Consider the following 14,683-nt stretch of genomic DNA (forward strand, 5'->3'; position numbering starts at 1 on the left):
GCCCCGCGCCCTCGGCCGCCACGCGGGCTCGCCGGTGGAACGGGTCGAACAGGGCCGGTACCTCGGCCGGCGGGATCGGCGGGCCACCCGACCCGGACCCGCGCTTCCGCTACTCCGACTCCAGGTCGCCCTCCAGCGACAGATACACCTCGCGCATCTTCGCCAGCAGCTCCGGGTCCGGCTCCTCCCACAGCCCGCGGTCCGCCGCCTCGTTCAACCGCTCCACGATCCCCCGCAGCGCCCATGGGTTGGCCTGGCGCAGGAACTCCTGGTTCACCTCGTCCAGAACGTACGACTCGGTCAGCTTCTCGTACATCCAGTCGCCCACCACACCGGCCGTTGCGTCGAAGCCGAACAGGTAGTCCACCGTGGCCGCCAGCTCGAACGCGCCCTTGTAACCGTGGCGGCGCATGGCCGCCAGCCAGCGGGGGTTCACCACCCGGGCGCGGAAGACCCGGGCCGTCTCCTCGCCCAAGGTCCTTGTGCGCACCGAATCCGGGGACGTGCTGTCACCCACGTAGGACGCCGGCGCGGACCCGGTGAGCGCGCGGACCGTGGCGATCATCCCACCGTGGTACTGGAAGTAGTCGTCCGAGTCCGCGATGTCGTGCTCGCGCGTGTCCGTGTTCTTCGCCGCCACCACGATGCGCTTGTACGAGCTTTCCATGTCCTCGCGCGCCGGACGGCCGTCCAGATCCCGGCCGTACGCGAAGCCGCCCCAGACCGCGTAGACCTCCGCCAGGTCCTTGTCGTCGCGCCAGTTTCCGCTGTCCATCAACGGCAACAGGCCCGCGCCGTACGCGCCCGGCTTCGAGCCGAAGATCCGCGTCGTCGCGCGGCGCGAGTCGCCGTGGGTGGCCAGGTCCGAAGCCACGTGCGCCCGGACGAAGTTCTCCGACGGCGGCTCGTCCAACGAGGCCACCAGGCGGACGGCGTCGTCCATGAGCGTGATCACGTGCGGGAACGCGTCGCGGAAGAAGCCGCTGATGCGGATCGTGACGTCGATCCGGGGGCGGCCGAGTTCCGCGAGCGGAATCGCCTCGATGCCCGTGACCCGGCGGGAAGCCTCGTCCCACACCGGCTGGACGCCCAGCAGCGCCAGGACTTCCGCCGCGTCGTCGCCGGACGTGCGCATCGCCGACGTGCCCCACACCGACAGGCCGACCGAGCGCGGCCAGTCGCCCGTGTCCTCGCGGTAGCGGCGCAGCAGCGAATCCGCCAGCGCCTGGCCGGTTTCCCAGGCCAGCCGGCTGGGGATGGCCTTCGGGTCGACCGTGTAGAAGTTCCGGCCGGTCGGCAGCACGTTCACCAAGCCGCGCAACGGTGATCCGCTCGGCCCGGCCGGGATGTAGCCGCCGTCGAGGGCGTGCAGGACCGCGTCCAGCTCGGCCGTCGTGCCCGCCAGCCGCGGGACGATCTCCTCCGCCGCGAACGACAGCACGCGGGCGACGTCCGCGTCCGGGGCCACGGACGCGACCGCCGTGGCGTCCCAGCCGCGCATCTCCATCGTCCGGACGAGCTCGCGGGCCGTCTTCTCGACCGCGTCCACATCGGACATCGGCGCGTCTTCCTTGAGCCCCAGCGCCGAGCGCAGGCCGGGGATCGCACCCTGTTTGCCGCCCCAGATCTGCGACGCGCGCAGCATCGCCAGCACCAGGTTGACCCGGGCCTCGCCGACCGGCGCCGCGCCGAGAACGTGGAGCCCGTCGCGGATCTGGGCGTCCTTGACCTCGCACAGCCAGCCGTCGATGTGCAGCAGGAAGTCGTCGAACTCCGCGTCGTGCGGCCGTTCCTCGACGCCGAGGTCGTGGTCCAGCTTCGCGGCCTGGATCAGCGTCCAGATCTGGGCGCGGATGGCCGGCAGCTTCGCCGGGTCCATCGCCGCGATGTTCGCGTGCTCGTCGAGCAGCTGCTCGAGCCGCGCCATGTCGCCGTAGGACTCCGCGCGCGCCATCGGCGGGATCAGGTGGTCGACGATCGTCGCGTGCGCCCGCCGCTTCGCCTGCGCACCCTCGCCCGGGTCGTTGATCAGGAACGGGTACACCAGCGGCAGGTTCCCCAGCACCGCGTCCGGCGCGCACGACGCCGAGAGCCCGGCCGTCTTGCCCGGCAGCCATTCCAGCGATCCGTGCTTGCCCAGGTGGACGACCGCGTGCGCGCCGAACTCCTCCTCCAGCCACCGGTAGGCGGCCAGGTAGTGGTGGCTGGGCGGCAGGTCCGGGTTGTGGTAGATCGCGACGGGGTTCTCGCCGAACCCGCGCGGCGGCTGGATCATGATGATCACGTTGCCGCTCTGCAGCGACGCCAGCACGATGTCGCCGTTGTCGACGTACAGCTCGCCCGGCGCCGGTCCCCAATGCTCTTCGATGCCCTCACGCAGTTCGGCGGGCAGCTCGGCGAACCACTCGCGATACCGGGCAGCGGGCACCCGGATCGGGTTGCCGGACAGCTGTTCCTCGGTCAGCCACTCCGGGTCCTGACCGCCGGCGGCGATCAACGCGTGGATGAGCGCGTCGCCGTCGGGCTGGTCGGTGCCGGTCGGGTCGACGCCCGGGAACGCGTCTTCGCCCAGGTCGTAGCCCAGGTCCCGCATCCGCCTCAGCAGCTCGATCGCCGACGCGGGCGTGTCCAGCCCGACCGCGTTGCCGACGCGGGAGTGCTTCGTCGGGTACGCGGACAGCATCAGCGCGATGCGCCGCTCCGACGTCGGCGTGTGCCGCAGCCGGGCGTGCGCCAGCGCGATGCGGGCGACGCGGGACGCGCGCTCGGCGTCCGGGACGTACCGGGGGAGGCCGTCCTCGTCCAGCTCCTTGAACGAGAACGGCACCGTGATCAGCCGGCCGTCGAACTCCGGGACGGCCATCTGGTTCCCGGCGTCGAGCGGCGAGAGGCCGTCGTCGTTGGCCGCCCACGTCTCGCGGTCGCTGGTCAGGCAGAGCGCCTGCAGGATCGGGACGTCGAGCGCGGCCATCTCGGCGACGTCCCACGCCTCGTCGTCGCCCCCGGCGCCGACCTCGGACGGCCGCGTGCCGCCCGCCGCGAGCACCGTGACCAGCAGCGCGTCCACGGTGGCCAGTTCGGCCATCATGTCCGGCTCGCGCGTCCGCAGCGAAGCGCAGTAGACCGGCAGCGCGCGCCCACCCGCGGCTTCGATCCGGTCGGCGAGCGCGTGCACGAACGCGGTGTTCCCGGACAGGTGGTGCGCGCGGTAGTACAGGATCCCGATGACCGGGCCGTCGCCGCGCGAAGGCCGCTCGAGGACGCCCCATTCGGGCTGGCGGGCGGGCGGCTCGAAGCCGTCGCCGGTGAGCAGGAGCGTGTCGGAGAGGAACCGGTGCAACTGCGTGAGGTTCGCCGGGCCGCCCTGCGCGAGGTAGGCGTGGGCCTCGGCGGCGATGCCGGCCGGGACGGTCGAGAGCTTCATCAGCTCGGCGTCCGGCGTCTGCTCCCCGCCCAGGACGACGACGTGCGCGCCCGACGCCCGCAGCGCGTCGAGGCCCTCCTGCCAGGTCCGCGGCGTCCCGAGGATCCGCGCGACGACGATCTTCACGCCTTCGAGGAGGGCGGGCAGCTCGGCGACGTCGAGCCGGGCCGGGTTGCCGAGCCGGTAGGCGCCCTCGGCGGAGCGCGCGCTGAGCAGGTCGGTGTCCGAAGTGGACAGAAGCAGGATCACGAGGTTCCTCCTCGGGGTCCGCGCCCCGGGTCGACGGGCGCGCCGGCCGGAGTTCCTGGCTCTCGGGGCCCCGACGTACTCCCTCCCTCGGAGGGGCGATCGGATACAGCACTCCCCGATGACAGTGGCGGGACCGCCCCGGATTCGCACCGGGTTCCTCCACCTGCCGACGCGTGGGTATCGGCTCCACTCTCCGGTGCCGGTCGAGGTGCGTCAAGGTGACGTTGACCGGGCCCTCGGTAACCTGGCGGCTTGGAACCCTTCCTCCGTGCCTTCACCGCCGCCCAGTCGAGCCGCGGGCCCTACCGCCGGGCGACCGGGGCCGAGCTGGCGGCCGCGGAAGCCGGGTTCGCCGCGCTCCTCGACCGGGTCCCGCACAACCTGTCTGAGCTGGGGTTTTCGGTGCGGGACGATTCGCTTGTGGTGCAGGAGCCCGGCTCGGAACGCGCCTGGGGCCTGTATGCGATCGACCGGTCCGCGCCGCCGTCGCTGGTGGTCGAGGCGCCGCACGCGTCCTCCGACCTGCGAACCGAGCTGATCGGCCTCGCCCTCTTCGAGGCGACGCCGGGCGCGGTCCTCGCGGTCGGCGGTGCGCACCGGCGCCGGGAGGACCCCGCGCACGACACCGGGACCGTCTTCCACGTCGTCACCACCCTGCTGGCCCGGCGCGGCCTGCCCCAGGTCCAGCTGCACGGCTTCAACGACGCCACCCTCACCACGGCGGACGTCGTGCTCTCGGCGGGCGCGGCCGAAGCCGGGGACGCGGCCCGGCGGGCGGCGGACCGCCTCGCCGAGGCCGGGTTCCGCGTCTGCCGGGCCTGGGAAGAACCGTGCCGGGGCCTGGCCGGGACGACGAACGTCCAGGGCCGGGCCGCCGGGGACACACCGTTCCTGCACGTCGAGCTGAACCGGACCGTCCGGGAAGCCCGCCGCGAGGACGTCGTCCGGGCGCTCGCCGAAGCCGACCTCACCAAGCCTTAGGCGGACTGCTCGCCCAGGCGGGGGAACGGCTTCGTCGAGAACAGGACCTCCACCGGGACCTCGAAGAACTCCGCGATCCGCAGCGCCACGAAGAGGCTCGGGCTGTATTCGCCGCGCTCCAGGTAGCCGATCGTCTGGTAGTGCACCCCCAGCGCCTCCGCGAGCTGGCGCCGCGAGATCGACCGCTCCGCGCGCAGCATCGCGATCCGGTTGTAGACGACCTCACTCATGACTACCCCACACGCTGCATGGCCTTCTCCCGGCGCTCGGCCAACGACGACCCCGCTTCCCGCCGCGCCATGCGGCGGAGCAGCACCGGGGCCAGCGCCAATCCGATCACGGACCACGCCACGAGCACGGCGAGGGTCGGCAACGGCCGCCACGACTGGCCGATTTCGACGACCACCGCGCTGTCGGGCAGCAGGGCCGAGCGCATTCCGAGGCCCAGCCAGTACATGGGGAACACCTGCGCGATGCCCTGCACCCACGCCGGCAGTGCCGTGACCGGGTAGAAGATCCCCGAAATCGCACCCAGGCCCATGATCGGCAGGGTGATCAGCGCGATGGACCGCGGGCTGCTGGTCAGCGAGCCCAGCGCGGCGCCGAGCGGCAGGGTGGCGGCCAGGCCGAGCGCCAGCACCCACAGCAGGTGCAGGTACGACCAGGCGCCGTCCGGGGCGAGGGAGCCGAACAGGAACAGGCACGGGACCAGCACCAGCAGGATCCCGGTGACCTGCGCCATCGCCACCGTCGTCGTCTTGCCGACCAGGTAGCCGAGCATGCCGTTCGGGGTCGCCTTGGCACGCAGCAGCGTGCCGTCCTCGCGGTCGATGGCCAGGTAGCCCGCCGTGCTGTTCAGGCCGTTGAACACGATCCCGGCGCCGAGCACGCCCGGTACAGTGGCCGCGCCGAGCGAGAAGCTGGTGCCGGGCAAGTGCGCGTTGCGCATGAAGAACAGCGTGCCGAGGAAGAGCGCGACGAAGACGAACTGGCCGACCACGTCGTCGCGGTTGGTCCACGTCTGCTTGAACTCGATCCAGCCGCGGGCCACCCCGGCCCGCAGCGCGGCGGTCCTGGCGTTCATCGCGCACCCGCTTCCAGGAGGCCGATCTCCGTTTCGCCGGCGGTTTCGGCACGGCGGACCAGCGTCATGTAGGTGTCTTCCAGCGACGCCCGGCGCACCTCGAGGTCCGAGACGGCCTCGCCGTGCTGCTTGAACAGGTCGTACACGTACTTCGTCGCTTCGGTCGTCGAGTGGACGAAGCGCTGGCCGTCGACCGTCCAGCGGATCTCGGCCTCGCCGGAGACCTGCCGGCTCAGCGCGTCGGCCGAGCCGTCGGCGATGATGCGGCCGCCGTTGAGGATGAGGATCCGGTCGGCCAGCTTTTCGGCCTCGTCGAGGTCGTGCGTGGTGAGCAGGACCGTGGTGTCGAGCTCGTCGGACAGGCGGTGCACCAGGTCGTGGAACTCGCGCCGCGCCTCCGGGTCGAAGCCCGCGGTCGGCTCGTCGAGGAACAGCAGCTCCGGTCGCCCGACGATGCCGATCGCGACGTCGAGCCGCCGCCGTTGCCCGCTCGAGAGGTTCTTGATCTTCTTCTGCGCGTGCTCGGTGAGCCCGACGGCCGCGATCAGCTCGTCGGCGACCCACGGCCGCTGGTGCGACGCCGTCGAGTACGGCGCGTAGTACCGGCCGAGGTGCGCGAGCAGCTCGCGGACCCGCCATTTCCCGTGGTCACGCCAGGATTGGAGGACGACCCCCAGCCGGGCCCGCCAGTCCTCGCCGCCGCGCGCCGGATCGGTGTCCAGCACGCCGACCTCGCCGGCCGAGCGCATCCGGAAACCTTCGAGGATCTCGATCGTGGTCGTCTTGCCCGCGCCGTTCGGCCCGAGCAGGCAGACGACTTCGCCCCGGTACGCCTCGAAGTCGACGCCGTGCAGCACGTCGTTCGCGCCGTAGCGCATCCGCAGCCCGCGCACGCGGACCACGGGAACCCCTGGATCTCTCATCGCCGTACCCCCATCGAACTGGTGCGATCGAATGTAGCACACCTACTACATTCGATCAGAGTTCTGCTGTGCCGGGAACTTGACCCGCGGTCGAGCTGCGACCGCGCAAGGGCGGCTCGCGGTTCAAGGCGCGGCTGTCCGCGACCTACCTCGAAGAGACCACCGCGTTCCTCTACGGCACCAAGCGGCGTGAGCTGGAACACCGGGAAACGATGTCGATGCTCGTCGAGCAGGACGCCGAGGGGGCGCCACCCCTGCGTGACGTGGACCTGGACGCCGGAATCGCCAGGATCCGGCCGCGTTCGGGCCCCCGGGGCCCGGAGAACCGCCAGCTACAGTGAGCCCATGCCGACCCCAGCACGTGTGCGAGCCGACGCGTGCCCGGGTGTTTTCGCACCCCACGACGCCGCCGACGGGCCCTTGGCCCGCGTGCGCCTGCCCGGCGGTGCGGTTTCCGCGGCGCAGCTGCGCGCGCTGGCCGACGCCGCCGAGGCGTGCGGCGACGGCGACCTCCACCTCACCTCGCGCGGCAACGTCCAGCTGCGCGGCGTCACCCGGCCCGGCCTCGCCGCGCGGCTGACCGACGCCGGCCTGCTGCCTTCGCCGTCGCACGAGCGGGTCCGGAACGTCCTGGCCTCGCCGCTGAGCGGGCTGACCGGCGGGCTCGCCGACGTCCGCGGCCTGGCCCGCGACTTCGACGCCGTCCTGTGCGCGACGCCGGACCTCGCGGAGCTGCCCGGCCGGTTCCTCGTCGCCTTCGACGACGGCCGCGGCGACGTCGCCGCCGAGGGACCCGACATCTGCTGGCAGGCGACCGGCCCCGCCGAGGGGACCCTGCTGCTCGCGGGCGGCGACACCGGACGCCGGATCGCGCGGGCCGACGCCGTCGAAGCGCTGATCGACGTCGCGCTGGAGTTCCTCCGCGTGCGCGGGTCCGCGTGGCGCGTCGCCGAACTCGACGATCCGGCCTGGCGGGGGACGCCGGTGCCGCGTGGCGACGTCTCGGTGCCCGTCGGGATGATCGCCGGGGTCGCGGCCGGTGTCGTGCCCCGCTTCGGGCAGCTGACCGCCGGACAGGCCCGGGCCCTCGCGGGCTTCGGGCCCGCGCTGGTCACGCCGTGGAAGTCGGTCGTGCTCCCGGAGGCGCTCGCCGACGTCGTCGCCCGGCTGGGGTTCGGCGGCGAACCACTCGGCACGAGCGCGTGCGTCGGCCGCCCCGGCTGCGCGAAGGCACTGGCCGACGTCCGGGCCGACGCCGTCTTCCGGCCCGGCCTGCGCGCGCACTTCTCCGGCTGTGCGCGGCGGTGCGGGAAGCCGTCGCAGTCCCATGTGGACGTCGTCGCCGAAGCTGGCGGCTACCGGGTCGACGGCCGCTGGGTGCCGTTCGACGAGATGGAAGGGAACCTGTGATCGACTACCTGCGGGACGGTGCCGAGATCTACCGGCACTCGTTCGCCACGATCCGCGAGGAGGCGGACCTGGCGATCCTGCCCGACGACGTGGCGGGCCTGGCGGTCCGGATGATCCACGCCTGCGGCATGGTCGATCTGGTCGACGACCTGCGCTACACGCTCGACGTCGTCGAAGCGGGCCGGGCCGCGCTGGAAGCCGGCGCGCCGATCCTGTGCGACGCGCAGATGATCGCCAGCGGCGTCACGCGCCGCCGCCTGCCCGCGGGCAACGACGTCGTCTGCACGCTTTCGGACCCGAGCGTGCCGGGGCTGGCCGAGCGGCGGGGCACCACGCGGTCCGCGGCCGCGCTGGAGCTGTGGCGCGACAAGCTGCCCGGGTCGGTCGTCGCGATCGGCAACGCGCCGACCGCGCTGTTCCGGCTGCTGGAACTGCTCGAGGAAGGCGTCGGCGCGCCCGCGGCGATCATCGGGGTGCCGGTCGGGTTCGTCGGCGCGGTCGAGTCCAAAGTGGAGCTCGCGAAGCGGGCTCCCGCGCCCTACCTGGTCGTCCACGGACGTCGCGGCGGCAGCGCGATGGCCGTCGCCGCGATCAACGCCCTCGCGAGCGCCGAAGAATGACGGGCACGCTCTACGGCGTCGGGCTCGGCCCCGGCGACCCGGAACTGATGACGGTCAAGGCGGCCCGGCTGATCGCCGAGGCGCAGGTGATCGCGTACCACTGCGCGCGGCACGGGCGGAGCATCGCGCGGTCGGTCGCGGAGCCGTACCTGCGCGAGGGGCAGATCGAGGAAAAGCTCGTCTACCCGGTCACGACCGAGACGACCGACCACCCCGGCGGGTACGAGGGCGCGATCGCCGACTTCTACGAGCTGAGCGCGAAGCGGCTCGCGGAGCACCTCGACGCGGGCCGTGACGTCGTCCTGCTCTGCGAGGGCGACCCGTTCTTCTACGGCTCGTACATGTACATGCACGAACGGCTTTCCGGCCGGTTCGAGGCGGTCGTCGTGCCGGGCGTGACGTCGGTGAGCGCGGCGTCGTCGGTCCTCGGGCGGCCGCTGGTCCAGCGCGACGAGGTCCTGACCGTGCTGCCGGGCACGCTCCCGGCGCCCGAACTGGCCCGGCGGCTCGCGGACACCGACGCGGCCGCCGTGCTGAAGCTGGGCCGCACGTTCGGCTCGGTGCGGGAGGCCCTGGAAGAGGCCGGGAAGCTCGACGACGCCGTCTACGTCGAACGCGCGACCTGGGGGCAGCAGCGGATCGAGCCGCTGGCCGACGTGGATCCCGCGTCGGTGCCGTACTTCTCCCTCGCCTTGCTGCCGAGCCCGGCCTACGCGTCGCGGGTCTCGCCCGCCGCGAAACCGGCTGAGCCCGCTTCGGGCGGCGAGGTCGTCGTCGTCGGCCTCGGCCCGGCCGGCCCGGAGTGGCTGACGCCGGAAGCCGCGGCGGAGCTTTCGGCCGCCGAGCACGTCGTCGGGTACGGGCCGTACGTCGCGCGCGTGCCGCAGCGGGCCGGGCAGCAGCGGCACGCGTCCGGCAACCGCGTCGAGGCGGACCGGGCCCGCGAAGCACTCGCCCTGGCCGCCGACGGCTCCCGGGTGGCGGTCGTGTCCTCGGGCGATCCCGGGGTGTTCGCGATGGCGTCGGCGGTGCTGGAGCAGGTCTCCGCGGGCCACGGCGCCGGGGTGCGGGTCCGGGTCGTCCCGGGCGTGACGGCCGCGCAGGCGGCGGCCTCGCGGGTCGGCGCGCCGCTCGGGCACGACTACTGCGTGCTTTCCCTGTCGGACCGGCTCAAGCCGTGGGAGATCATCGAGAAGCGCCTCGACGCGGCGGGCGCGGCGGACCTGGTGCTGGCGCTGTACAACCCGGCTTCGCGGTCGCGGACGACTCAGCTCGCTTCGGCGCGTGACGTGCTCCTGCGGCACCGCGAGCCGTCGACACCGGTGGTGGTGGCGCGCGACGTCGGCGGCCCGGAGGAGGACGTCCGGACCACGACCCTCGGCGAACTCGATCCGTCCACTGTGGACATGCGGTGCCTGCTGATCGTGGGCTCGTCGAAGACCCGGAACGAGCACGGCGTCGTCTGGACCCCGCGCAGCTACTGACCGAGCCCGGCGTCCCGCGCCCGGGTGACCAGGGCGGCCCGGTCGGCGGTGCCGAACTTCGCGAGGATCCCGCTCACGACGTTGCGGACGGTCTTCGGGGCGAGGTTCAGCCGCGCCGCGATGGCCAGGTTGCCCAGGTCGTCGGCCAGCAGCGCGAGCACCTCGCGCTCGCGGCCCGTCAGCACGGGCAGGGCCGCCGCCGGGCCGGTCAGCCGGGCGTACAGCCGGTCGGCCGCGTCCTCGCCGAACACCGCCGCGCCGCCCGCCACCACCCGGATCGCCCGGGCGAGGTCGGCCGGGTCGACGCCGTCGTGCAGCAGCCCCCGGGCACCCGCCCGCATCGCCGCGACCACCAGCTCGCCCGCGCCCGGCGCCGTCAGCACCAGCACCGGGACACACGCCCGCGGGATGACCGCCAGCCCGGCGCGGTCCGCGGGCCGCAGCAGCAGGACGTCCGGCCGGGTGGCGGCCAGCGCCCGCACGACCGCGCCGGGCTCGGGCGGCACCGAGCCGATCACCTCGATCCCCGGCGTGGGCGCCACCGGTACGCCGGCGGCGACGACCTTGAGCAGTTTCCCCAGGCTGCGCGTCATCACACCGACGTGTCTAGCGCAGAAAACCTGTCCAGTGTCGGGGCCTTTCCGGTGAACAATGACCGTGACACGAACGGGGGCAGGGGTGCCGGGACGTGAACGGCCGCTCGGGCCGGGGGACGACGTCGTCGTCGAGTTCGCCGCCGGCCTGCGGCGGCTGCGGGAGGAGGCGGGCGGGCCGACCTACCGCACGCTCGCCGCGGACGCCGGGTATTCGGCGGCCGCGCTGTCGGAGGCCGCCGGCGGCCGCAAGCTGCCCGGCCTCGCCCTCACCACGGCGTACGTCAGCGCGTGCGGCGGCGACGTCGAGCAGTGGGAAGCGCGCTGGCGGGAGGTCGCCGCGGGCCTCGCGGCCGGCCGCACGCCCGGCCCGGAAGCCGAGACGCCCTACCTCGGGCTCGCCGCGTTCCAGCGGTCCGACGCCGCCCGGTTCTTCGGGCGCGAGAAGCTGATCGGCGAGCTGACCGCGAAGCTGCGCGAACGCCGGTTCGTCGGCGTGTTCGGCGCGTCGGGCTCCGGGAAGTCGTCGCTGCTGCGCGCCGGGCTGGCCGCCGAGCGCGCGGTGACCGTCCGCACCCCGGGTGAGCACCCGATGAGCGCTCGCCTGGACGGGACCGGGCAGCTGCTGATCGTCGACCAGTTCGAGGAGGTCTTCACCCTCTGCCACGACGACGCCGAGCGCGCCGCGTTCGTCGGCGCGCTGCTGGACCGGGCCGCCGACGAGCACGGCAGCCAGGTCGTCCTCGGCGTCCGCGCCGACTTCTACGGGCACTGCGGCCGGCACGCCGAGCTCGTCGACGCGCTGCGGGACGCCCAGGTGCTCGTCGGGCCGATGACCGCGGACGAACTGCGGACCGCGATCGTCGAGCCGGCCGTCCGGCACGGGTGCCAGGTCGAGTCCGCGCTGGTCACGACGCTGGTGGCGGACGCGGCCGGCCGGCCCGCGGTGCTGCCGCTGGTGTCGCACGCGCTGCTGGAGACCTGGCGGCGGCGTCAGGGCATCACGCTCACGCTCGCCGCGTACGAGGCCGCGGGCGGGATCCGGAACGCGATCGCGCACACCGCCGAGACCGTCTACGGCGAGCTCGAACCGGAGCAGCAGGCGAAGGTGCGGCAGATCTTCCTCCGGCTCACCGCGCTCGGCGACGGCACCGAAGACACGAAACGGCGGCTGCGCCGGCGCGAGCTCGACGACGACCCGGCGACGGCCGAAGTCCTCGAACGCCTGGCCGCCGCGCGCCTGCTCGCCCTGGACCGCGACGGCGCGGAGATCGCCCACGAAGCCCTGATCCGCAGCTGGCCCCGGCTGCAGGACTGGCTGGCCGAGGACCGCGAAGGCCACCGCCTGCACCGGCAGCTCGCCGAGGCCACCGACCTCTGGGAGTCCCTCGACCGCGACGCGGGCAGCCTCTACCGCGGCACCCGCCTCGGCCTCGCGACGGAGTGGGCGGCCCGCTCGCCGGGCGCGCTCACCGGCCGTGAGCGGGCGTTCCTCGAGGCGGGCCGCGCGCAGGCGACGGCCGAGGCCGACGCGGTCCGGCGGCGCACGCGGCGGCTGCGGCAGCTCGCGGCGTTGCTGGGCGTGCTGCTGGTCCTCGCGGGCGTCGCGACCGGCTTCGCGATCGACGCGTCCCGGACGGCGACCGACCAGCGGAACGTCGCGCTGGCGCGCAAGGCCGTCGGGGACGCCGCCGACCTGCGGCAGACCAACCCGGCGCTGTCGGCACAGCTCAGCCTGGCCGCGTACCGGCTGGCGCCGCTCCCGGAGACGCGCGACGGCGTGCTGGGCTCGCTGGCCACCCCGTTCGCCACCCGGGTCGGCCTCCCCGAGTCGCTGGGCCACGACAGCTCCGTCGCCCTCGCCGGGCACCTGATGGTCGTCGCCGGCGCCACCCGGGTCGTCCAGGTCCAGGACATCACCGACCCACGGCACCCGGTGCTGCTGGCGACCCTGCCGGAGGCCGGGAAGCCGCACTACCCCGTGGCGCTCAGCGCGGACGGCCGGATCCTCGCGACCGCGACCGGCGACCACGCGTTCCGGCTCTGGGACCTGCGCGACCCGCGGCACCCGGCATCGCGCGGCTTGGCGCGCGGGCACACCGACACCGTCTACAACGCGCAGATCAGCCGCGACGGCCGCACGCTCGTGACGGCGGGCCGCGACGACACGACCCGGCTCACCGACATCTCCGACCTGGACGCCCCGAAGCAGCTGGCCATGCTCTCGGGCTCCGGGCCGGAGCAGTACGAGAAGGCCGTGCTCGGCCCGGACAGCACCACGCTGGCCGTGAGCAACGACCGGACCACGCAGCTGTGGGACGTCCGCGACCCGGCGCACCCGGCCTGGCTCTCGACGTTCACCAGCCACACGGACCTGGTGAACCTGGACGCGTTCGGCCCCGACGGGCGGACCCTGGCCACGACCGGCTGGGACGGCCGGACGCGCCTGTGGGACGTCGCGGACCCGCGCGCGCCCCGGCCGCTGCGGGACCTGCCGGACAACGGGATCGCCTGGATGGCGGCGTTCAGCCCCGACGGCCGGACGCTCGCGACGGTCGGCGACGACCAGCTGCTGCGCGTCTGGGACGTCGCCACCGGCAAGCAGCTGACGCAGCTCGCCGGGCACACGAACTCCGCCGTCTGGGTCGGCTACACGCCCGACGGGCGGACCCTGGTCAGCGCGGCCGCCGACCAGACCGTCCGGCTCTACGACGTTTCGGCGGTGGAGCTGAGCCGCGTCTCGACGCCGGTCGGCTTCTCCCCGGACGGGCGCGTCCTCGCCGCCTCGGGACCCGACGACCTCCAGCTGTGGTCCTTCGCCGAGCCGCGGGCGCCGCGCCTGACCGGCCGGATCAGCGGCCTGCCGGGCCCGGTCACGGCGGCGGTGCTCAGCCCGGACGGCCGCACGGTCGTCGTCGCCGTGCTCACCGGGGCGTCGACGGCGGTGGCGCGCGGCCTGCTGACCCGGTGGGACGTCTCGGATCCCGCGCACCCGCGGCAGGTCGCTTCGGCGGACGCGCCGAAGACGTACTCGCTGGCGTTCAGCCCGGACGGCCGCCGGCTGGCGACGGGCTACGACAACGGGCCGCTGGCGCTGTGGGACGTGCACGACCCGCGCCGGTTCGCGGCACCGGTCACGCTGCCGAGCCCGTACGCCGGGACGGTGTGGTCGGCCGCGTTCTCGCCGGACGGCCGGACCTTGGCGTACAGCCAGAAGTCGCAGCCGTCGGCGGTGTTCCTGTGGGACTTGGGCGGGCCGTCGCGCGTCGCGACGTTGGACGTCGGTTCGGGGGCGGCCGGCACGGTCGCGTTCCGGCCGGACGGGCGCGTGCTGGTGGCGGGCAGCTCCGACCGGACGGTGCACCGCTGGACCGTCGCCGACCGGACGCCCCTGGCCCCGCTGACGGGGCACACGGACGAGCTCGGCACGGTCGCGTACGCCCCGGCGGGCACCCGGATGGTCACGACGGGCTCCGACCGCACGGCCCGGCTGTGGGACGTGACCGACCCGGACCACCCGGCCCAGATCGCCGAGCTGGAACCGGGCATCACGGGTGGTGCGGTGCTGAGCCCGGACGGCCACACGGTGGTCCTCGCGGGCGGCCAGCTGTGGGAGACGGACCCGGACCTCGCCGCGGCGGCGATCTGCCGGGTGGCGGCGCCGAAGATCACGGCGGAGGAGTGGGCGCGGTACTTCCCGGAGCTGAGCTACGAGCCGCCGTGCGGGTAGCGCTGCCGCCGGAGGTCCGCCGCGCGGAGCGGCCGGATGGAGCTGGCCTGCGACGCGGCTGTCGCGGCGGGCGTGCCGGGGCGTTCCGGGTGTGGGAGCAGGCGGGGTTGTCGGCGGTGCTCGCGACCGACCCGGCTTTGGGTTACCCGGCCCGGCGGTCCGGCGGTTTCCGGTGCGTTCGGGTC

Annotated in this window: 11 protein-coding genes and 1 riboswitch; of the genes, 6 read left to right on the plus strand and 5 right to left on the minus strand. The window is 74.0% G+C overall.

The annotated features are described in order from the left end of the window. Positions 1 to 109 precede the first annotated feature (109 nt). Complete coding sequence (gene cobN, locus ACYVLJ_RS37600; RefSeq protein WP_460442244.1) at positions 110 to 3,673, minus strand: cobaltochelatase subunit CobN; 3,564 nt, start codon at positions 3,671 to 3,673, stop codon at positions 110 to 112. A gap of 49 nt (positions 3,674 to 3,722) precedes the next feature. Next, a riboswitch (cobalamin riboswitch) is annotated at positions 3,723 to 3,833 on the minus strand. Between the two features lie 92 nt (positions 3,834 to 3,925). Between cobN and ACYVLJ_RS37605 the strand changes: the two genes are divergently transcribed. After that, positions 3,926 to 4,654: a hypothetical protein gene (locus ACYVLJ_RS37605; protein ID WP_460442245.1), complete on the plus strand. Its 729-nt coding sequence runs from the start codon at positions 3,926 to 3,928 to the stop codon at positions 4,652 to 4,654. Here the strand turns inward: ACYVLJ_RS37605 and ACYVLJ_RS37610 are convergent. From ACYVLJ_RS37610 to ACYVLJ_RS37620, 3 genes are read right to left on the minus strand one after another with little or no spacing between them, the layout of a single operon-like run. Then, positions 4,651 to 4,884, minus strand: a complete 234-nt coding sequence (locus ACYVLJ_RS37610) for a helix-turn-helix transcriptional regulator (protein WP_086676495.1) — start codon at positions 4,882 to 4,884, stop codon at positions 4,651 to 4,653. The two genes, ACYVLJ_RS37605 and ACYVLJ_RS37610, sit on opposite strands and share 4 nt — an antisense overlap. A 2-nt stretch (positions 4,885 to 4,886) precedes the next feature. Then, complete coding sequence (locus ACYVLJ_RS37615) at positions 4,887 to 5,738, minus strand: ABC transporter permease (RefSeq protein WP_460442246.1); 852 nt, start codon at positions 5,736 to 5,738, stop codon at positions 4,887 to 4,889. Then, on the minus strand, positions 5,735 to 6,661 hold the full coding sequence (locus tag ACYVLJ_RS37620) for an ABC transporter ATP-binding protein (RefSeq protein ID WP_460442247.1): 927 nt from the start codon (positions 6,659 to 6,661) through the stop codon (positions 5,735 to 5,737). The genes ACYVLJ_RS37615 and ACYVLJ_RS37620 overlap by 4 nt, the downstream gene beginning before the upstream one ends. 134 nt (positions 6,662 to 6,795) lie before the next feature. On the opposite strand from ACYVLJ_RS37620, the gene ACYVLJ_RS37625 reads away from it, so the two are divergent. The 4 genes from ACYVLJ_RS37625 to ACYVLJ_RS37640 are packed head-to-tail and all read left to right on the plus strand — an operon-like array spanning position 6,796 to position 10,175. Then, positions 6,796 to 7,002: a DUF6191 domain-containing protein gene (locus ACYVLJ_RS37625; RefSeq protein ID WP_460442280.1), complete on the plus strand. Its 207-nt coding sequence runs from the start codon at positions 6,796 to 6,798 to the stop codon at positions 7,000 to 7,002. 4 nt (positions 7,003 to 7,006) lie between these two features. Continuing rightward, positions 7,007 to 8,071, plus strand: a complete 1,065-nt coding sequence (locus tag ACYVLJ_RS37630; protein ID WP_460442248.1) for a precorrin-3B synthase — start codon at positions 7,007 to 7,009, stop codon at positions 8,069 to 8,071. Then, positions 8,068 to 8,691 carry a precorrin-8X methylmutase gene (locus ACYVLJ_RS37635; RefSeq protein WP_451986268.1) on the plus strand — a complete coding sequence of 208 codons (624 nt, stop codon included), beginning with the start codon at positions 8,068 to 8,070 and terminating at the stop codon, positions 8,689 to 8,691. The genes ACYVLJ_RS37630 and ACYVLJ_RS37635 overlap by 4 nt, the downstream gene beginning before the upstream one ends. After that, positions 8,688 to 10,175: a precorrin-2 C(20)-methyltransferase gene (locus ACYVLJ_RS37640; protein ID WP_460442249.1), complete on the plus strand. Its 1,488-nt coding sequence runs from the start codon at positions 8,688 to 8,690 to the stop codon at positions 10,173 to 10,175. Before ACYVLJ_RS37635 ends, ACYVLJ_RS37640 begins: the two co-directional genes overlap by 4 nt. Here ACYVLJ_RS37640 and ACYVLJ_RS37645 read toward each other — a convergent pair. After that, a complete protein-coding gene (locus ACYVLJ_RS37645) occupies positions 10,169 to 10,768 on the minus strand; it encodes a LuxR C-terminal-related transcriptional regulator (RefSeq protein WP_460442250.1) in 600 nt (199 codons plus the stop codon). The two genes, ACYVLJ_RS37640 and ACYVLJ_RS37645, sit on opposite strands and share 7 nt — an antisense overlap. Positions 10,769 to 10,853: 85 nt before the next feature. On the opposite strand from ACYVLJ_RS37645, the gene ACYVLJ_RS37650 reads away from it, so the two are divergent. Next, positions 10,854 to 14,498 carry an nSTAND1 domain-containing NTPase gene (locus ACYVLJ_RS37650; RefSeq protein ID WP_460442251.1) on the plus strand — a complete coding sequence of 1,215 codons (3,645 nt, stop codon included), beginning with the start codon at positions 10,854 to 10,856 and terminating at the stop codon, positions 14,496 to 14,498. The last annotated feature ends 185 nt before the right edge of the window (positions 14,499 to 14,683 follow it).

It is taken from the genome of Amycolatopsis stemonae (genome assembly GCF_054781455.1).